Origin of the sequence: Mesorhizobium sp. M8A.F.Ca.ET.161.01.1.1, assembly GCF_004792105.1 — a bacterium.
Classification (GTDB): Bacteria; Pseudomonadota; Alphaproteobacteria; order Rhizobiales; family Rhizobiaceae; genus Mesorhizobium.
This window is the reverse complement of record NZ_SRTD01000005.1, coordinates 298,513-317,419: the sequence shown is the minus strand read 5'-3', so window position 1 is coordinate 317,419 and position 18,907 is coordinate 298,513. Positions and strand designations below refer to the sequence as shown.

The 18,907-nt window shown below is 63.8% G+C and carries 19 protein-coding genes; 7 read left to right on the top strand and 12 right to left on the bottom strand.

All coding sequences use genetic code 11. The features are described 5' to 3' along the window. Positions 1-91: 91 nt before the first annotated feature. On the top strand, positions 92-1,015 hold the full coding sequence (locus EN804_RS15750) for a glycosyltransferase family A protein (protein ID WP_135920167.1): 924 nt from the start codon (positions 92-94) through the stop codon (positions 1,013-1,015). 64 nt (positions 1,016-1,079) lie between these two features. On the opposite strand, the gene EN804_RS15745 is transcribed toward EN804_RS15750, so the two are convergent. The 3 genes from EN804_RS15745 to EN804_RS15735 form a co-directional block, all read right to left on the bottom strand. Next, positions 1,080-1,883 (bottom strand): DUF1194 domain-containing protein, encoded by an 804-nt coding sequence (locus EN804_RS15745; RefSeq protein WP_135920165.1) that lies wholly within the window; start codon positions 1,881-1,883, stop codon positions 1,080-1,082. 99 nt (positions 1,884-1,982) lie between these two features. Then, a complete protein-coding gene (locus EN804_RS15740) occupies positions 1,983-3,800 on the bottom strand; it encodes an ABC transporter ATP-binding protein/permease (protein WP_135920163.1) in 1,818 nt (605 codons plus the stop codon). A 136-nt stretch (positions 3,801-3,936) separates the two neighbouring features. After that, positions 3,937-4,725, bottom strand: a complete 789-nt coding sequence (locus tag EN804_RS15735) for a methyltransferase domain-containing protein (RefSeq protein WP_127280784.1) — start codon at positions 4,723-4,725, stop codon at positions 3,937-3,939. A 262-nt stretch (positions 4,726-4,987) separates the two neighbouring features. Between EN804_RS15735 and gloB the strand changes: the two genes are divergently transcribed. After that, positions 4,988-5,755 (top strand): hydroxyacylglutathione hydrolase, encoded by a 768-nt coding sequence (gloB, locus tag EN804_RS15730; protein WP_135920161.1) that lies wholly within the window; start codon positions 4,988-4,990, stop codon positions 5,753-5,755. Positions 5,756-5,777: 22 nt separating this feature from the next. Then, positions 5,778-6,197, top strand: a complete 420-nt coding sequence (locus EN804_RS15725) for a cupin domain-containing protein (protein WP_127872212.1) — start codon at positions 5,778-5,780, stop codon at positions 6,195-6,197. Here EN804_RS15725 and EN804_RS15720 read toward each other — a convergent pair. The 3 genes from EN804_RS15720 to EN804_RS15710 are packed head-to-tail and all read right to left on the bottom strand — an operon-like array spanning position 6,194 to position 8,675. After that, positions 6,194-6,868, bottom strand: coding sequence for a lysoplasmalogenase (locus tag EN804_RS15720; RefSeq protein WP_135920159.1), 675 nt, complete (start codon positions 6,866-6,868; stop codon positions 6,194-6,196). The two genes, EN804_RS15725 and EN804_RS15720, sit on opposite strands and share 4 nt — an antisense overlap. Further along, a complete protein-coding gene (locus tag EN804_RS15715; RefSeq protein WP_135920157.1) occupies positions 6,865-7,842 on the bottom strand; it encodes an EamA family transporter in 978 nt (325 codons plus the stop codon). The genes EN804_RS15720 and EN804_RS15715 overlap by 4 nt, the downstream gene beginning before the upstream one ends. Before the next feature lie 44 nt (positions 7,843-7,886). Continuing rightward, positions 7,887-8,675, bottom strand: coding sequence for a DUF3108 domain-containing protein (locus EN804_RS15710; protein ID WP_127276009.1), 789 nt, complete (start codon positions 8,673-8,675; stop codon positions 7,887-7,889). 259 nt (positions 8,676-8,934) lie between these two features. Here EN804_RS15710 and rpmB point away from each other — a divergent pair, with 259 nt between their 5' ends. The 3 genes from rpmB (at position 8,935) to EN804_RS15695 (ending at position 10,773) form a co-directional block, all read left to right on the top strand. Beyond that, positions 8,935-9,231 (top strand): 50S ribosomal protein L28, encoded by a 297-nt coding sequence (rpmB, locus tag EN804_RS15705; RefSeq protein ID WP_010911765.1) that lies wholly within the window; start codon positions 8,935-8,937, stop codon positions 9,229-9,231. Between the two features lie 180 nt (positions 9,232-9,411). Beyond that, positions 9,412-10,095 carry a queuosine precursor transporter gene (locus tag EN804_RS15700; RefSeq protein ID WP_135920155.1) on the top strand — a complete coding sequence of 228 codons (684 nt, stop codon included), beginning with the start codon at positions 9,412-9,414 and terminating at the stop codon, positions 10,093-10,095. Positions 10,096-10,098: 3 nt separating this feature from the next. Next, the gene (locus EN804_RS15695; protein ID WP_127276011.1) at positions 10,099-10,773 is read left to right on the top strand and encodes a hypothetical protein; all 675 of its coding nucleotides are present in this window, start codon (positions 10,099-10,101) and stop codon (positions 10,771-10,773) included. A gap of 379 nt (positions 10,774-11,152) precedes the next feature. Here EN804_RS15695 and EN804_RS15685 read toward each other — a convergent pair whose 3' ends face one another. The 4 genes from EN804_RS15685 to EN804_RS15670 all read right to left on the bottom strand — a co-directional run bounded on the left by EN804_RS15685 (position 11,153) and on the right by EN804_RS15670 (position 15,827). Further along, positions 11,153-12,181, bottom strand: a complete 1,029-nt coding sequence (locus EN804_RS15685; protein WP_135920153.1) for an esterase-like activity of phytase family protein — start codon at positions 12,179-12,181, stop codon at positions 11,153-11,155. Further along, positions 12,178-14,076, bottom strand: a complete 1,899-nt coding sequence (cobT, locus tag EN804_RS15680; RefSeq protein WP_127872205.1) for a cobaltochelatase subunit CobT — start codon at positions 14,074-14,076, stop codon at positions 12,178-12,180. Before cobT ends, EN804_RS15685 begins: the two co-directional genes overlap by 4 nt. 11 nt (positions 14,077-14,087) lie before the next feature. Continuing rightward, the gene (gene cobS, locus EN804_RS15675) at positions 14,088-15,074 is read right to left on the bottom strand and encodes a cobaltochelatase subunit CobS (protein ID WP_127276014.1); all 987 of its coding nucleotides are present in this window, start codon (positions 15,072-15,074) and stop codon (positions 14,088-14,090) included. A 123-nt stretch (positions 15,075-15,197) separates the two neighbouring features. Next, complete coding sequence (locus EN804_RS15670) at positions 15,198-15,827, bottom strand: J domain-containing protein (RefSeq protein WP_127276015.1); 630 nt, start codon at positions 15,825-15,827, stop codon at positions 15,198-15,200. A gap of 177 nt (positions 15,828-16,004) precedes the next feature. Between EN804_RS15670 and EN804_RS15665 the strand changes: the two genes are divergently transcribed. Then, positions 16,005-16,307, top strand: a complete 303-nt coding sequence (locus EN804_RS15665; RefSeq protein WP_127276016.1) for a BolA family protein — start codon at positions 16,005-16,007, stop codon at positions 16,305-16,307. A 7-nt stretch (positions 16,308-16,314) separates the two neighbouring features. Here EN804_RS15665 and EN804_RS15660 read toward each other — a convergent pair whose 3' ends face one another. Together EN804_RS15660 and EN804_RS15655 are read right to left on the bottom strand one after the other, a co-directional pair. Then, entirely contained in the window at positions 16,315-17,868 is a 1,554-nt protein-coding gene (locus tag EN804_RS15660; RefSeq protein ID WP_135920152.1) for an acetolactate synthase large subunit, read from the bottom strand. Between the two features lie 117 nt (positions 17,869-17,985). Then, entirely contained in the window at positions 17,986-18,786 is an 801-nt protein-coding gene (locus tag EN804_RS15655; RefSeq protein WP_127872202.1) for an alpha/beta hydrolase, read from the bottom strand. Positions 18,787-18,907: the final 121 nt, after the last annotated feature.

Here is an 18,907-nt window from a genome sequence, read left to right as displayed (position 1 = left end):
TCCGATGAGGGCCAGCCAGGGGGAAGTCCGATCCATTCAACCATCCTGAAGAGCTATCGGAAAGTGCATTTTCGCGCTGGAAACAGCTGACGTGGAGCATTTGCCCCTCATCACGGTCATCACCCCGACTCACAACCGGCGCGAAACGGTGCTCCGCGCGGTGGAAAGCGTGCTTTCTCAGAGCATGGCGCGGTTTGAGCATATCGTCGTCGACGATGGCTCGACCGACGGGACGGAAGCGGCGCTTGCGCGCATTCGCGACCCTCGGCTGATCTATGTCGGCGCGAAATGGCGCGGCGCCAATGCCGCCAGGAATGCCGGCATCGAGCTGGCGAGGGCGCCCGTGGTGACTTTTCTTGATTCGGACGATCTCTTCCTGCCACACCGGCTCGAACGGACGCTGGCATGGTTCGACGACAATCCGGCGCTCGAAGTCCTGCTCTCCTCATATGTCTCGGTGAAGGGTGGCCGTGGCACCGCCTGTGTCAACCGCGGTGCCTTCCTCAATCCGGCGATGCTGGAGCGGGCGGTGGTTGCGCAGACGGCCTTCATCGCCGGGTCGGCGATAACGGCGAGGCGAGAGGCTTTGCTGGCCATCGGCGGCTATGACAGCGACATTCCCCGGATGCAGGACCGGGAGCTTCTGCTGCGCTTCGCACAGCGCTTCGGCGCGCAATTATCGGAAGATATCGATTGGACGAAGCACAATTCGCAGAATTCGATTTCGGGCCGCCGGGACGGCTATGTCGAAGCCTATGCGATCCTGATGAGTAAGCACCCGCACATCGCTCGCTCTTACCCCCATGTCCCACCCTTTATGATCACGCGGCAGATCATCGCCGATATTCTCCGGGGGCGGATACCACAGGCATTTGCTGGATACATGGCCAACCGCTCGTCCGACGCGCTTGGTTATTCATTGCCGGAACTGATCGCCGGTTATCTCTACGGCCGCCGCTGGCGGCGCGGCCTCTACGACGAGGTTCGCGGGAAGTTTGGAATTCCACCGGCCTGACCTGGCGGCAGCTCAGCGATCGAGTACGGCGCGTTGCAGGGGACTGCCTGGCCCAAGGCCAGGCCTATCGGTCCAGTTCCGGGAAATAGGGATCCGACAGGAACCGCCTGTCCCGTTCTCCCAGAAGGCAGTCGATCGGCGCGTCCATCTCGGCGGGCATGATTTTGGGCTTGTCCTGAATGCCGCTGACTTCGAGAACCAGCTTGCGCCGGATCGCCGTTGAGAATTCGGCGGCCGCATGGATCGGCAGCACGAAGGAACCAGGTCCGCCGGTCACGCACTGCGCATAATACTGATCGAGATGGCTGAAGGTCGGTGATGGCTTGATCAGGATCGGCAGGCCGTTGATGACGATGCCCTTGGCAATGGCCGCATCGCGCGTCACAGTGACCGGCGGCCCGATATTGTTGGGGCCGTCGCCAGATATGTCGATGACGCTGCGTTCGCTCGCGAAATTGGTGCCGTCGAAAAGCTCGGCGCCGAAAGCAAGCGCGCTTGAAATCGAGGTGCCGCGGAAACTCCGGAAAGGGCGGGCCGCAAGCTTGTCGGCAAAATCGTTGGCGCTCTCGGCACTGTCGATGATCTGCCAGCCGACGACCGCGTCATCGCGCACCGTGCCGGCCCACTCGAAATAGGCGAGCGCAATGCGCCCAGTATGGCCGGAACGGACCGCCTGGATGAAATCGGCGTGCCGCAGCGCCTCGACATAGCCGGCGCGTTGAAGGGCGAACTCGGTTTCGTCCATCGACAGCGAGATATCGACCGCCAGCACCAGTTCGACGTCGACGGCCAGCGTATTTGGCGCCGAAGGAACCGGAGCGGCCTCGGCGCAAGCCAAGCAGGCAAGCAGGCTCATTATCTCAAGCATGGCCAGCACGAGCGATGTTTCGATCGCGACATTCGCTCGCGATCACGGCGAAATAAAGCTTGTGGCAGGCGTGGCCGCCCAGTCCGAATGCCGGCCGTTCTATGTCTTGCGCCGAGCGGCGACTGGCGGCGGTTCGATGGCGCCCGCCCTGACACGGGCGGGTTTCAGCGGGGGCACGCCGGTATCCTTCACGATCGTCAGGGAACGCGGGAAGAACTGATTGTTGTGCAGGCCGCGCCCGATATTGATGATCGCGGCACCTTTCAGATGCTTATCCATGAGCGACAGCACACGCCTCAGCGACGGGCCGTCGAACGCATCCATCGCTTCATCGATGATCACCCATTTCGGCTTCCGCAAGGCAAGCCTGGCGAAGGCGAGCGATCGCTGTTCGTCATCGCCCAACTCACGCTCCCAGCGGGCCGACCGGTCGAGCGAGGATGACAGCCGATCGAGGCCGACTTCGGCAAGCACCGCCGAAATATCGGCATCGCTTGCCGGAGCGACACCATAGGGATGGTCGAGCACCTCGCGCAGCGTACCGGCGGGGAAGTAAGGGACACGAGGCACGAAGATGGGGGCTTCTCCCGCCGGCATGCCGATCTTTCCGCCCCCCCATGGCCACAGGCCGGCAATGGCGCGGAAGAACAGCGTCTTGCCGGCGCCGGGCTCGCCGGTGATCATCACGCGCTCGCCGACATGGATTTCGACATGCTGGTCGGAGAGCTTCGTACAACCCTCCGGCGAGGCCACCTGGAGTTTCTCGAACGTCAGGCTGCCATTGGCGTTTTCATCGAAGGAGATACGCTTCTCCTTGTCGTGCAGCACATCGGTTTCATCGAGCGCGATGCGGAAGTCGGCGACACGCATCAGCGTGGCACGCCAGTCGGCGATGCTGCCGATGTTGTTGATGAACCAGCGCAACGATGAATGCACCTGGTTGAAGGCGCCGACCGCCATCATCAGCCCGCCGAAGCTGATATCGCCCGAGAAATAGACCGGCGAGGCAACCAGGATCGGGGCCACGACGGTGATCCAGCCATAGGTGTCGGTTACCCAGGACAGGTTGATCTGGGCGGTGTAGATGCGCCGCATGGCACCCAGCACCGTGCCAAGGTCGAGTTCGAGCCGTCGCCTGGCGTCATCCTCGCCCCGGTACAGCGCGATGGCATCGACGTTCTCGTTGACGCGCACCATCGAGGAGCGCAGCTCCGCTTCGCGCGTATAGCGGTCGCTGTTGAGACGGATGAGCGGCCGGCCGACCAGCCAGCTCAGCCAGGAGGCGGTGCCGGCATAGAGGAACGCCGCCCAGACCATGTAGCCCGGTATCGCCAGCGACAAACCACCAATGTGGAACACAAAGCCCGAGGACAGCTCCCACAGCACGCCGACGAAAGACACGAGCAGGATGAACGACTGCAGCAGGCCGACACCAAGATCGGTCGACAGGTCCGACAGATGCGCGGCATCCTGCTGCATGCGCTGGTCGGGATTGACGCCGATGGCGCCGGCATTGGCCAGCCGGAAAGCACGCGCCGGCCGCATCCACTGGTCGATCAAATCCAGCGTCAGCGCCTCGCGCAGCTTCAGCCGGATCATCTGGTTGAGCCATGTCTGGCCGATGTTGAGCACCAGCAGTCCGCCCGCGATCATGGCAAAGACGAGAAGCTGATGCAGGAAGGCGGCCATGTCGCGGCGCGCGAGCGCATCGTAAAAGGGTTGGTTCCAGCGATTGAGCAGAACCTGGCCGATCGACGTCGCGACGATGACGGCCATGATGCCGGCCGACGTCCATAGCAACCATTTGCGAACCGGCGATCCGATCAGCGCCCGTTTGATCGTCGCCACCTGATCGCGCAGGCTGCTGGCCACGGCGACCGGTTGAACGGTGGCCTGATTGTCCAGTTGATCAGCCATGGCCGAGATCCTTGCATTCAGTAGCGAAGCTGAAACCGGATGAAGAGAGCCGACGGCGGCAGCCCTCAAGCACTCCGCGAGCCCAGCACGACAGATAGGTCGGAAACATGCCGCGCGATGCAAGTTTCCATTGCGATCACGAAGGTGTCACTTGCCGAGCCGACGATGCTGCACCCCTTCCCTCGGCCCGGCGGCCGAGCCGCGTCGCGCCATGCGGCGACAGCACCGGCATGAAGACGCGGCGAGATGCGCGCTGGGCCACCGGCACGCCTTGATAAAGCCGCTTCTGCGCTTCCACCACAATGACGCCGGAGAAGATCGGCCACAGCCGCCGGCCGGCACGCTCCAGCACATTGTGGAAGCGCATCATGAAGTGCCGCCGCGATGGCGGGAAGAACAGGGCATCGGACCAGGCGGCCGGCGTGAAATTCGCCTCGCGCAGCAGTTCGGTGAGCTGCCCGCGTGAGAACGGCCGCCCGTTGCCGAACGGCGTATGCTCGAAGCGCGCCCAAACACCGCGCCGGTTGGGTACCACGATGACGACGCGCCCTGCCGGCGACAGGACCCGCCAGATCTCGTTCAGCGTTTCGCGCGGGTTCTCGACATGTTCGAGCGAATGGACGAGCAGCATGCGGTCGATGCAGGAATCGACCAGCGGCAGCTCCTCGTCGAAGACCAGTGCCGTTGCCGTCGGCCCGGTCGCCGGCCAGACCACGGCGCCCTGTGTCGCCGGCATGAAGGCGAAGACCCGCTCGGCATCGGAGCCGAAGCGCTCCAGCCAGGGCAAGGTATAGCCGAGGCCGACCAGCCGCTCATTGGGCACCGCGGCCCATATCGACGACAGCGCCATGGTGATCGAGCGCTCGGCGAACCGACCGAGCGTTGTCGAATAGAAGGAGCGAAGGTCGACGATGTCGGAATGCATGTCAGGGATGTAGCCGTGATATCAGCCGGATTCAACAAAAGGCCCAAGTGGTCGGCGCGGCGGACGTCATTTTGACATCCCGGGATGACTATTCGCTTTGTCACCCGGGATGACATTCACGAAGCGGCGCCCTATGTCTGCGGCGGTACTGCATCGGCCCGAAATCGGTTTCGATTTCGGAAAGCACGATGCAGCAGCAAAAAAATGTTAGAGCGTCCTTGTGCGTCCAGCTGGACGCACGGCGCTCTAATGGAGAGACGCGATGCCGGTCGAAATCGAACAGTTCATGTGCCGCACCGACAATTTCGGCGTCTTAGTGCATGATCCCAATAGCGGCCAGACCGCGATCATCGACGCGCCCGAGGAAGCGCCGATCCTGGCTGCCATCAAGCGCACCGGCTGGACGCCGACTGTCATCCTGACCACGCATCATCATATGGATCACGTCGAGGCCAACCTGGCGCTGAAGGAGCGCTTCAAGCTGCGCATCGTCGGCCCGGAGGCGGAGAAGGCGAAAATCCCTGGCATCGACGAAACGGTCGAAGAAGGCTCCGTCCTTCATCTCGGCGATGAGCACATCGAGGTGATCGCCACGCCCGGGCATACCGCCGGCCATGTCTCCTACCATCTGCCGGCATCGAAAGTCGCGTTCACCGCGGATACGCTGTTCGCGCTGGGTTGCGGGCGGCTGTTCGAATGCAAGCCGCCTGTGATGTACGAATCGCTGAAGAAGCTCGCAGCCCTTCCGGCCGAGACGACAATCTATTGCGGCCACGAATACACGCTCGCCAATGCCCGTTTCGCGCTGAGCGTCGACCCCACCAATTCGGCATTGAAGGAACGCGCCGCGCGGATCGAGGCGCTGCGGGTCGACAACAAGCCGACACTGCCGACGACGATCGGCGAGGAACTGTCGACCAATCCCTTCCTGCGCTGGCACGATCCGGCAATCCGCAAGCATCTGGGCATGGAAAGGGCCGGGAATGCCGAGGTCTTCGCCGAGATCCGCAAGCGCAAGGACAATTTCTGAGCGCCATGCGAGCTTCCTGCCAATGACCAGTTCCGCGCAAATCATAGCAACGCTCGCACTGAAGCCGCATCCGGAAGGTGGCTGGTATGCGGAAACCTTTCGCGACGAAGCCGGCGGTGCGCGCGGCCATTCGACCGCAATCTATTTCCTGCTGGAACGGCACCAGCTTTCAGCCTGGCATCGGGTCAAGGATGCCGCAGAGGTCTGGCATTTCCATGCCGGCGCCCCGTTGGCATTGTCGATGTGGGAAGAAGGCGGCGCCGTTATCGAGCAGGTTCTCGGCATCGACCTCGCGGCGGGCGAACGGCCGCAAATCGTCGTGCCGGCAGGCTGGTGGCAATCGGCGCGCAGCCTGGGCGAGTGGACGCTGGTCGGCTGTACCGTCGCGCCGGGTTTCGATTTCGCCGCCTTCGAACTGGCCGAGCCGGGCTGGCAGCCCTAACCCAGCAGGAAACCCAGGGTAATGGTGAGCTGGGCGGCGTAGTACAGCACCCAGACGGCGAGGCGCATCCAGGCGCGATGCGGCGAGATGGCGGGTACCAGGAATTTCTCCGTGGCAAGCAGCCCGTCCGATGCCATGAACAACACGGCGCCGCCGATCACCCAGATACTGTTTGTCGTCAGCGCCGACATGCCCATCGCCAGGATCGCAAGGACATAGACGGCGATCGGGATACGCAGGCCGGGGCCGACACGGCGCCAGAGCGCTGCCAGCATCACGATCGCGAACACCGCCATGGCCAGTGCAATCGCGCCTCGCCAGGATTCGGCGGAAAGCAGCTCCAATCCGCCACCGCTACGCAGGAACAGCGCGACATAGACGATGTGGGCGACGAGAAAGCTCGCCAGCCCGCCGAGAAATGCCCTTTCCCCGTCGCGCGACAGGAAGGCGTCGCCGATCGCGCTCAGCGCAAGGGCGGCAACCAGCAGCAGCGGGCCGCCCTGCATTGCGGCGAGTGCGGCGAGCATGGCCACAGAGAGCGTCTTTGCCGCCGAGCGGGCCAGCGTCGGCGGCATGCCTGATGTGAAGGCATAGATCACCGCCGCCACCATCGAAAAGATCAGCGTTGCATTGGCGTTGGCGTCGATGCCGCCGGCAAACGGCATAGTCATGCCCTGGCTCCGTCTTCGGATGCCCGGGCTCCACCTTCGGATACCCTGGCTCCGTCTTCGGATGCCCTGGCTCCGTCTTCGGATGCCCCGGCTCCGCTCTCGATAGCAATGGACTTGCGCAGAAACAGCGACTTTGCCGCCAGCGCCGCGCCGCCGGTGACGAGCACGCAGGCGGCCAGAATGCGCAACGAAGGCTCGGCGACGCCAGCCGCGATCAGCACCAGCGTCGACAAAAGCGGCGCCGCGTAGCTTACCGCACCCAACACCTGGATGTTGCCGCGCTTGACGCCGATGTCCCAGGCATAGAAGGCCGCGCCCACCGGCATCAGGCCAAGGCCGAGCACGGCCAGCCACTGGCCGGCGCCGACCGGCAGCACTGTTTCCTCGAGCGCCAGGTGGCAGGCGAGCGACAGCACGGCGGTTGCCGCGCAGAACCAGGTGACGATGCTGGTCGGCACCGACGGGAAACGTCGCGACAGCAGTGAATAGGACGACCATAGCAAGGCGCAGACGGCGGCCATGGCATAGCCGAAGGTATAGCGAGCATCGAAGGCCAGGCCGCCACCCTTGGTGACGATCAGCACGGTGCCGGCAAGGCCGAGCAGCGCGCCGACGACATGGTGCCACGCCAGTTTTTCGCCCGGCATCAGCGCCGAGCCGAGCACGATCAGCAGTGGCCAGAGATAAGCAATCAGGCTCGCCTCCACCGCCGGCGCGTTGCGTAGCGCGGTGAAGTAGAAGAAGTGGTAGCCGAACAGGCCGGCAATGCCGATCACCCACACCTGGGGTGGGATTTTCTGGCCCCTGTCGGCAGCCGGCATGAACAGCCGTGCGACTAGCCCGACACCGGTGCCGATCGAGAAGGTGATCGCCGACAACAGGAATGGCGGCACCTTGCCGGATGCGTCCGTCAGCAACGCCAGCAACGCCCACATGGCGACCGCCGAAAAGCCGATCAGTGTTGCGCGCCCCATTTTGTCTCCAGTGGCGCGCCCCATTCTGTCCCCGGTGGCCTGCCTTATTGTACCGCTTCGAAACGTCCGGCGCTGATGGTCAAGGTGCCTATCTGCGTTCCGACCGTAGCGTGGATCGGCGCATATACGCCGGTTTGGCCAAGCGGTGCAAACGTCACCATCATGCGGCTCTTGCTCTTGAGATAATTGAGCGCCTTGCGGCCCTTGCGGTAGCCTGCCACCGGCTCGAAACCCATCTGGCAGGTGACTGTGTCGCCCTTGTAGCCCGGCACCGAGATCGTTCCTTTCGAGGCGTAGGTCAGCGTCAGGTCGGCGCGCATCTCACCATCATAGAACTTGACCTTGCGGCCGCAGACCTGGTCGGGGCTGTCGGCATGGATGACGGTGGCGGCCATCGGATCGAGTACCGATGCCAGATCGCCGGCACCGAGCGGTACCCAGGCCTTGGGGTCGCGCTTGCCCGGCGCGGGGATGACCTGCGTCGACGCCACGTTGCCATTGGCAAAGCGAATGTCGATCGAGGATGCCTTCTTGCCGGAAGTGTAATCGGCACGGAATGCCTGCGGCACCATTTTCTGCCCGGAGATCGTACCCTTGGACGAGATTGTGCCACGCGTGTCGTCGAACAGCTTGGCCAGACCCGCTGCGGAGACGGTGCCATTGATCGCATAAACGCCACTCTGATAGCTGCTGGAGAAAGTCGATCTCGCGATCGAGAGCCCCAGGAACGACACCGTGTATTCGCCCTTGAAGGATTGCGGCGACGCAGCCGACGCGGCGGACGGCAAGGCGATGGCAAGCGCCGTGACGAGCGCGTGAGACAAACGAGGCATGGCGGATCGGATCCTTGATTTTGGGCCGGAGGCGGGCGACTCCGGTCTGGCATGTCCCTATGAGACCGCTTATAGGGAGAAATCCGGCCTTAATATGAAATGCCGGGCGGTTCCGTGGCGAAGCCGGAGCTTGACGCCCCGGTGAAATGCAACTATGGAACGCCAACTTTTTACATAAGGCCGCCTGACCAGAACCGCGCGCCACCCGGCGTGGGCTTGAATGTTTGGCAGGTCACGAAAGAACTGAAGGTTAGAACCCATGTCCCGCACCTGCGAACTCACTGCCAAAGCAGTCCAGACCGGCAACAATGTGAGCCACGCCAACAACAAGACCAAGCGTCGCTTCCTGCCGAACCTCGTCAATGTGACGCTGATTTCGGAAGCGCTGAACCAGAACGTGCGCCTGCGCATCTCAGCCAACGCGCTGCGTTCGGTCGAACATCGTGGCGGTCTTGACGCTTTCCTGGCCAAGGCCGACGTCAAGGAACTGTCGCAGCGCGCGCGCCTGCTGAAGAAGCAGATCGCCAAGAAGCTCGCCGAGCAGGTCGCTGCGTAACATCAGATAAGGCGGGGGACGACCGCCCCGGCCAACCTCTTGTTGGCCTCTGGCCAATCTTTTGTTGGCCACTGAGCATCGGATAGATCCGCAAGGCTCGACAATCCGATGCCCAACTGCGAAGCGGGCACCGCCCGATCGGCATGATGCTCCGCTGGTTCCATTACCCAGGATAAAAAAATGTCTTCTTTTTCGCGATACCTGCCTTTCGTGGCCGCCATGGCGCTTGTCGTCGTGGCATCGAACATCCTCGTGCAGTTTCCCATGCAGGGCCAGATTGGCGGCCTGTCGCTCGCCGACGTTTTGACCTGGGGCGCGTTCACCTACCCCTTCTCCTTCCTGGTCACCGACCTTGCCAACCGGCGCTACGGACCTGCCGTGGCGCGCCGCATCGTCTTTGTCGGCTTCATGACGGCGGTAGTGTGCTCGATCCTGATCCCACCCTTCCTGTTTCGCCACGGCTTCATCGAATTCGAGACGTCGGCCGACCGGCTGGTGCGTATCGCGGCCGCTTCGGGCGCTGCCTTCCTGACCGCGCAATTGCTCGACGTCACCGTGTTCAACCGGCTGCGCCGGCAGAGCTGGTGGCGGGCGCCGATCGTCGGCACGCTGGTCGGATCGGTGTTCGACACCGTCGTGTTCTTCGGCGTGGCCTTTTCGGCCGCCTTTGCCTTCGCCGGCCCAAGCGACAGTTTTGCTCTCGGGAGCGCCCCGTTGATGGGCGTGTTTCATGTCGAGGCCATGCGTTGGGTGTCCTGGGCGCTCGGCGACCTCAGCGTGAAACTGATCATCGCTGTCGTGGCACTGATCCCCTACCGGCTGCTCGCCGCCCGCTGGAGCCAGCCGGCCGTTGCCGCGGCCTAAGTCGTGATTCCCTGGATCCAGCTGGACTCCGCGAAAACGCCTGATGGCCAACAGGAACTGCGGCTGAAACGGCGCGGTTCCGAATTCTCGATCATGCTCGGCACCAACGAGTTGATGAACAGCCGGCTGAGCGGCTCCGAGGAGGCGCTGGCGAGACTGTCCTGCCAGAAGATCGCGGGCCATCGGCAGCCGAGGGTGCTGATCGGCGGACTTGGCATGGGTTTTACGCTGCGCGCTGCTCTCGCCGAACTGGGCAACAATGCCGAAATCGTTGTCGCGGAACTGGTGCCGGCCGTCGTCGCCTGGGCGCGCGGCCCGATGGCCGAGATTTTCGCCGGCTCGCTCGACGATTCCCGCGTCACCATCCGCGAGGCCGATGTCGGCAAGTTGATACGGTCCGAGCCCGCAGCCTGGGACGCGATCCTGCTCGACGTCGACAATGGCCCTGAAGGCATCGTCCACAAGGGCAATGACGCTCTCTACAGCCTGGCAGGGCTCGGCGACGCGCGTAGCGCCCTCAAGCCGGGCGGCGTGCTGGCGGTGTGGTCGCAAGGCCCGGATGCCGGCTTCACGCGGCGGCTGAAACAGGCCGGCTTCGCCTTTGAGGAGGTCAACACGCGCGCCAACGGCAAGCGCGGCGCGCGCCATGTCATCTGGATCGCCACCAACGGCCGATGATCCTGACGTAAGGTCGGCCAGCGGGTCCGCCTCAGGCGATGTTCAGCGGGACTTAGGGCGATTCAGAGTTTGATAGAATCTTTGACCGCTCTAACTTCTTGTTTTACGCAATTCCGGACGGAAAACCGCTACGCACTTTTCCTGGAATTGCCCTAGTTCGACTTCTGGAGCTCGGCGGCAAGGGCCTCCAGGAGCCCGCGTGTCCCCTCCTCCCGCTCCTTGGCGGAACGACACCGTCGAAGAAGGCGCCCTGGTCGGTATGATGGCGTTCCGCGGTATGCGGCGTTCGGCAATCCAGTCGGCGAGCGGGTGAGCGTAGGTCCGGTGGTGAAGCCGGTGTTGAATACACTCAGCTTCAGATCGTTGGGGCTGCCGCTCATCAATCCTGGTGCAGGATGAATTCCAGGTAGAGATTGCGCTGCAGGATCGAGTGGTTATCGTCGGAGATCAGCGACACCATCAGCGCGCCGTCATCGCGGGTCCAGACGTCGAGACCTTCCATATTGTCGATCTGGTAGCCCATGTCGACCTGCAGCAGCACCGGCCCATCGGCGACGGCGCCCTTCTCGACGCTCTCTCCATAAATGCGCCGCAGCCGCATCTTGAGGCCGCCCGCCATGGTGAAACTGCGCTCCAGCAGCAAAAGATCGCCATCCGGCAGGAAGGCGCCATCGGTGATGTCGAAATCGTCGTTGCGCTTGACGGCAAAGACGCCCTTGTGCGGGCCTTCGATGATGGCGGCGTAGATATTGCCGGCCTTGTCGAGGCTCTTCTCCGAGACCACGACCAGGCCGCCCTGATGCTGGCCGTTGGCATTGGCATGGGTGACGGTCTCGAAGCCGCGATTCTGCCGCAGCTCCCGCGCCGGCACCAGGAAATCCAACTGCCGGAACGACCCCTTCATATTGTCTTGGTCAATCCTGAACTGGGCGACGCGATGGTTGCGCTCGAAACCAACGGTGGCGATGCCGTCCTTGACCGCAAGGCCCTCGGCGTCGACTTCCCATTTTTCGTCGATCGGCTGGCCGTTCTGGTCGACCATCTGCTGCATGCGAAAATTCTGGATGCCAACGGGCCGCCTGTCAGCGTCGCGGGCCACCGAGCCGAAGAACCAGTAACCGGTGTCGGCCACGCCGATGAAATCACTGCCGGCTTTCAGAAACCGGAAGGCCGACAGCGCCCCGAAATCACGTGATGGCGAGGTCATTTCCAGCCCGCCGACGAATTCGAGCTGGCCAAACTGCTTGTCGGTACGGCCAATATGGAATTCGGTGATCGGGCGGGCCGAGACCGCGACAGGCTCAACCGGAGCCGGGTCGGCCGAACCGGCTGGCGCCGAAGCCATGCCGGCAAGCAAGGCGAAGGCGGCGAAAAGCGTGTGCCGAAACCCGCCTCGGAAAAAGATCATCCGGCGCGCCGCATGCCGCCGCGACGCGTATCCTTCGCGCTTTCCTCGGCAAACAGCGAAGCCAGTTGCTCGGTCATGGCGCCGGCCAGTTCCTCGGCATCGACGATGGTGACGGCGCGCCGGTAATAGCGCGTGACGTCATGGCCGATGCCGATGGCCAGCAACTCCACCGGCGAACGCGTCTCGATCAGTTCGATGACGGCGCGCAGATGGCGTTCGAGATAATTGCCGGGATTGACCGACAGCGTCGAATCGTCGACGGGCGCGCCGTCCGAGATCATCATCAGGATCTTGCGCTGTTCGGGCCGGGCAATCAGCCGGTTGTGCGCCCACAAGAGCGCCTCGCCGTCGATGTTTTCCTTGAGCAGGCCTTCGCGCATCATCAGGCCGAGATTGCGCCGCGCCCGCCGCCACGGGTGGTCGGCCGACTTGTAGATGATATGGCGCAGGTCGTTGAGCCGACCGGGGTTCGGCGGCTTGCCGTCCTTCAGCCATTTCTCGCGCGCCTGCCCACCCTTCCAGGCCCGCGTGGTGAAGCCGAGGATCTCGACCGACACGCCGCAGCGCTCCAGCGTGCGCGCCAGAATGTCGGCGCAGGTGGCGGCGACCGTGATCGGCCGGCCGCGCATCGAGCCGGAATTGTCGAGCACCAGCGTCACCACCGTGTCGCGGAATTTGGTGTCGCGTTCCTGCTTGAACGACAGCGGCTGCATCGGATCGATGACCACGCGCACCAGCCGCGCCGGGTCGAGATAGCCCTCTTCCAGGTCGAAATCCCAGGACCGGTTCTGCTGCGCCATCAGGCGGCGCTGCAGCCGGTTGGCGAGCCGTCCGACGACGCCCGACAGGTTGGCGAGCTGCTTGTCGAGGAAGGCGCGCAGCCGGTCGAGCTCTTCCTCTTCGCAGAGCTCCTCGGCGCCGACCGTCTCGTCGAAAGCTGACGTGTAGACCTTGTAGTCGATTTCCTTCGGCAGATTGGTGAAGGGATTGTCGTTGCGGCGCGCCTCCCCGGGCGTCTCGGCATCGGCATCGTCGTCATCCGACAGATCGTCGGCCGTCGCGTCGGAGGCCTCGGTCTCCGCCGACTGCTCGTCGTCCGCCGATGCCTCGGCGTCCTCGGATTGCGACTGCTCGGAGCCGGAATCGTCTTCGCCGCCCTCCTCGCTCTGTTCCTCGCCTTGCGGCTGGTTGTCGTCATTGTCCTCGGAGTCTTCGGTCTCCTGGTCGTCGCCGAGTTCCTCGGCCATTTCCATGGAGGCGAGCATCTCGCGTACAACGCGGGCGAAGGCCTGCTGGTCCTCGAGCTTTTCCGACAGGCCGTCGAGGTCCGCCTTGGCCTTCTCCTCGACCCACGGCCGCCAGAGTTCGACCAGCCGCTCGCCGCTCTTCGGCACCGGCCTTCCGGTCAGCTTTTCGCGCACCATCAGCGCCAGCGCCTCCTCGATGGGCGCGTCGGCCTTGTCCTTGACGTCGACGAGGTTGGCCTTGGCGTATTTGTCCTCCAGCATCGAGCCGATATTGTCGGCGACGCCTTGCATGGCGCGGCTGCCGATCGCCTCGACGCGGGCCTGCTCGACCGCGTCGTAGATGGCACGGGCAGCCTTGCCTTCGGGCGCCAGCTTGCTGTGGATGCGCACGTCGTGGCAGGCGCGCTTCAGCGCCATGGAATCGCCGAGCCCGCGGGTGATCGCGATGTCGGTCTTCGATGCCTTCTTGGGCAGTTCAGGAAGCCGCGCGCGGCTGCCGGCCAGCGCCGGCCTGTCCTTGGCGAAGCCGACTTCCATCTCCTTGTCGCCGGCGATGGCGCGCATGCAGACGGTGACGGCGCGCTTGAAGCTATCGGCTTCAGACCCCGTCTTCGACTTGTTGCGCGTATTGTCGCCCGGACCCGCCATCGAGGCTCTGCTTAGCCCAGCACCACGTTGGCCGCGCTCTCGGGCAGATCCTGGCCGAAGGCGCGCTGGTAGAACTCGGCAACCACCGAGCGTTCCAGCTCGTCGCACTTGTTGAGGAAGGTCAGCCGGAACGCCATGCCGACATCGCCGAAGATCTCGGCATTCTCGGCCCAGGTGATGACGGTACGCGGGCTCATCACCGTCGACAGGTCGCCATTGATAAAGGCCGAGCGCGTCATATCGGCGACGCGCACCATCTTGTTGACGATGTCCTTGCCCTTGGTGTCGCGATAGTGCTTGGCCTTGGCCAGCACGATGTTCACTTCATTGTCGTGCGGCAGATAGTTCAGCGTGGTGACGATCGACCAGCGGTCCATCTGCGCCTGGTTGATCTGCTGGGTGCCGTGATAGAGGCCGGTGGTGTCGCCCAGACCGACGGTGTTGGCGGTCGAGAACAGCCGGAACGCGGGATGCGGGCGGATGACCCGGCTCTGGTCGAGCAGCGTCAGGCGGCCGGACGATTCCAGCACGCGCTGGATGACGAACATCACGTCGGGACGGCCGGCATCGTATTCGTCGAAGCACAGCGCGACATTGTGCTGATAGGCCCAGGGCAGGATGCCGTCGCGGAATTCGGTGATCTGCAAGCCGTCCTTGACCACGATCGCGTCCTTGCCGACGAGGTCGATACGGCTGACATGGCTGTCGAGGTTGACGCGCACGCAAGGCCAGTTGAGGCGGGCGGCAACCTGTTCGATATGGGTCGACTTGCCGGTGCCGTGATAGCCCGACACCATGACGCGGCGGTTGTAGGCAAAGCCGGCGAGGATCGCCAAGGTCGTCGCCTTGTCGAACAGATAGTCGGGATCAATGTCGGGCACATGCTCTGATGTCACCGAATAGGCCGGCACCACCATCTTGGACTCGAAGCCGAATTTCTCCTTCACCGACACCGTCGTGTCGGGCAGGTTGGCGATATCGCGATCGACCTTGTTCATATCTCTCAACGTCTCCACAAGCGAAACGTCGCGTTTCGCCGGCAATCGATTTTGTTCGGGGGCGGTCTTAAAGCCTTTTCCAACCTTATGAAAGTTGGAAAACGACACGAACCGTAGGGTCGCTCAGCACAGGCCCGCCTGTTTGAGCACGCGATAGGCCTGAAGCACATCGCGGAACCGGTCTTCCGAACCTCTGTCGCCGCCATTCGCATCCGGATGGTGACGCTTCACCAGTTCCTTATAGCGCGCCTTGATGTCCTTGCCAGTCGCCTTTGTATCAAGGCCAAGCGTTTCCAGCGCCTTGGCCTCAAGGGGCTTCGCCTTGCGCTCGCGCGCCTCGCGCGGATCCTTCGGCCCCTTGAACAGGTCGAACGGGTCGCGCATGCGGTTGTAGTAGCCGGCGCGGCCGGAGCGCATCTGCGCCATATCGGGCGAGGAGCGTGTCGAGGCGCCGTTGACGCCCATCTTCCAGGTCGGCCGGTGGCCGGTCATGGCTTCCTTCTGGAAGCGCGCGACCTCGGTGTCCGGCACGCCGGAGAAGTAGTTGAAGCCCTTGTTGTACTCGCGCACGTGGTCGAAGCAGAAGCGGAAATACTCGCCCTCCTTCATGCGCCCGACCGGCGCGCGATGCGTGCCCGCCTCCTTGCAGCCATCCCACTGGCAGATCGGCGCGTGCGACTTCACCTCCGCGTCCTTGTCGGGGCGAACGCGAATCTTCTCGAAATATTTGGGATACGGCTTCATCTCACCCATTTATGGGGCGTTCGCAGATGCGAAACAAGAATTGACATTTTCGCGATCATCGCCCTAACCGCTGAATCGCGGCTTAAAGCAGGCGAATGACTGATTTTGTTGCGCGCCAGCGGCCTGGTGAGACCGATTTCTGGTTTTCACGGCAGCGCCAACCATATGTGGTGAAGGGAGAAAACGATGTCCATACAGGCGACCATGGAAGACAAGCTCAACAAGGCATTTTCGCCGGACCGGCTGGTCATCCTCAACGAAAGCCATCTGCACGCCGGCCATCATCACGTGGAATCCGGCCACCACGCCGAGTTCGACGGCACCGGCGAGACGCATTTCCGTGTCCGCATCGTCTCGCCGAATTTCGCCGGCATGAGCCGCATCGACCGTCACCGCGCCGTCAACGAACTGCTGGCCGACGAGTTGAAGGCCGGCGTGCACGCGCTGGCGATCGAGCCTGCGGCGCCCGGCGAACAGACGCGCTGGTAAGAACCGGTCAGATTACCGCTTCGATCAGAAACGGCCCCGGGCGAGACAAGGCAGCGTCGAGCAGCGCGTCGAACCGCTCGCAGGTATCCGCACGCGCAGCCTCCACGCCCATGCCCTTGGCCAGCGAAACCCAGTCCAGCGCCGGATGATCGAGATCGAGCATGCGCCGCGCATTCTCGCCGATCGCATTCACGCCGACATTCTTCATCTCGCCATGCAGGATCGCGTAGGTGCGGTTGGAAAAGACGATCGTCACCACGTCGAGACGTTCCCGCGCCTGCGTCCACAGGCCCTGCACCGTGTACATGCCGCTGCCGTCGGCCTCGAGATTGATCACCTTGCGGCCGGGACAGGCGATCGCCGCACCCGTCGCCAGCGGGATGCCGCCGCCGATCGACCCGCCCGTGCCCATCATGTAATCGTGCGGCGCGGCAAAGGCCGACAGCGCGAAGAAACGCCGCGCCGAGGTGACGGCCTCGTCGCAGACGATCGCGTCGGCCGGCAGCTTTCTCGCGACAGACAGTGCGATGGCGTCTTCCGTCAGCGGGCCGTTCGGCGTTGCCTCGTCGGGAAACGCGCTGGCAACCGCCGTCCGTTGCGATGGCTTGACGCCAAGTTCACCGCGAAGCGCTTCCAGCGCCGCATGCAGGTCCTGCCCATGGTCGGCGAGCGTCAGCACCTGGCAGTCGTCACGGACAAGCCGTCCCGGTTTTCCCGGATAGGCAAAGAAGGCGACCGGCTCCTTTCCGCCGACCAGCACCAGAACATCGATATCCCTGAGCGCTGCCGTCGCCGCGTCGACAGGATAGGGAATGCGCGTCGGCGCGACACGTCCGCGCCCGCGCTGCATCCTGGCGATCAGGACCTCGCTGAACAGCCTGACATCGCAGGCCGCCGAAATCTGGCCGGCGATCTCGAGCGCATCGGCGCGCGCCGCCCGCCCGCGAACGATCATGCCAACACGGCCGGGCGCGGAGCGGATCGCCGCGGCCACCTGACGCACCGCATCCACGTCAACCACCGGCGGCGGTGAAAGGACAACCTTGCCGAGCGAAACCGCGTCAGCCTCCCCCCAGGCCGCGTCCGCCGGCAGGATCAGCGTCGTGACGCCCGGCGGCGTCAGCGAGGCGCGAAAGGCCGCCTCCGTGGCCGGCTGGACATCGGCAGGCCCTTCGATGCGGCGCACCCAGTTGGACATCGGCGCCGCCAGGCCTCCGATATCGCTGGTCAGCGGCGCATCGAGCGGCAGATGGTATGAGGCATGGTCGCCGACGATGTTGATCATCGAACTCCTGGCGCGCCTTGCGTTGTGCATGTTGGCAAGACCGTTGGCCAGCCCCGGCCCTGTGTGAAGCAGCGTCGCTGCGGGGCGATCGGTCATGCGCGCATAGCCGTCGGCCGCACCGGTCACCACGCCCTCGAACAGGCCAAGCACACAACGCATCCGCGGCTTGCGGTCGAGCGCGGCGACGAAATGCATTTCGGATGTGCCGGGGTTGGCGAAGCACACCGTAACATCATTGGCCAGCAGCACGTCGCACAGGACATCGGCGCCATTCATGCAAATTTTCTCCCGTTAACGAGGAGCAATTGCACCCGCGCATGTCCGCGCCGCAATATTCCGCCGACGCTTTTGGCATGATCCAGCGACGGAATGGGCGAGCGACAATCGGCTGAGTCAACCGACCACCGATTTCAGGAACGTCAGCGCGGCGGCGGTCAGCGCATCGCCATCCCTGCCGAAATCGCGGTTGATCGACATATGCGTATACGCGCTGCCATCGAACAGCGTCACCTCGGTGCCTGTGGCGCGCAGGCGCTCGGCAAAGGTCGTGGACTGCTCGCCGCGACCGTCGGCACGAGAATAGGCGATGAAGGTCGGCGGATGCTTGCGGCCGTCCACATAGCTCGCCGGCGAAAGCGCCGCCCATTGCGAAGCATCGGAAAACACGCGCGCATAGGCCCGCACCATGCCGCCATTTTCGGCGAGCGCGGCGAGATCATAGGCCCGGGTATCATCGAGAAGCAGCCCGGCGACGCCGGGCAATCCACCGCGCATGCCGGTCAGGGCAATCAGGTGGCAGCCGGCCGAATGGCCCATGCCGACGATGCGGTTGGGGTCGCCACCATGCCGGGCGATGTTGGCCCTGACATAGGCATAGGCCTTCTCGACGTCGCCCGCCTGGGTGGCGACATCGGCCTGCGGCAGCATACGGTAGTCGATGGAGACGAAGCAGAAGCGGTTGGCAAGCAGGAAGGCCGGCTTGGCGCCCACCTGGCTGCGTTTGCCGAGCCGCCAGGCGCCGCCATGAACGAAAAACACCACCGGCAGCCCGCTTGCGTCCTCCGGTGCATAAAGGTCGAGTCGAGCCGGTCCGTAGTCAAACGTTTCTGGCGCGGGCTGGCGCGGCACGGTCCATGCTTCCAAGGGCAGCATCGCCGCCAGGGAGGTCAGGATGAGGTTTCGTCGATCGATCATCGTAGTCTCCCGGCTGTGCAGGTCCAACAGCGCTCGCGGGCGCTACGCGCGTCCAGAACCGGGTCGCAACTCTCGCCGCCTCAGGCCGCATCAACGCGCTTCAATACCGTGCAGATCACGA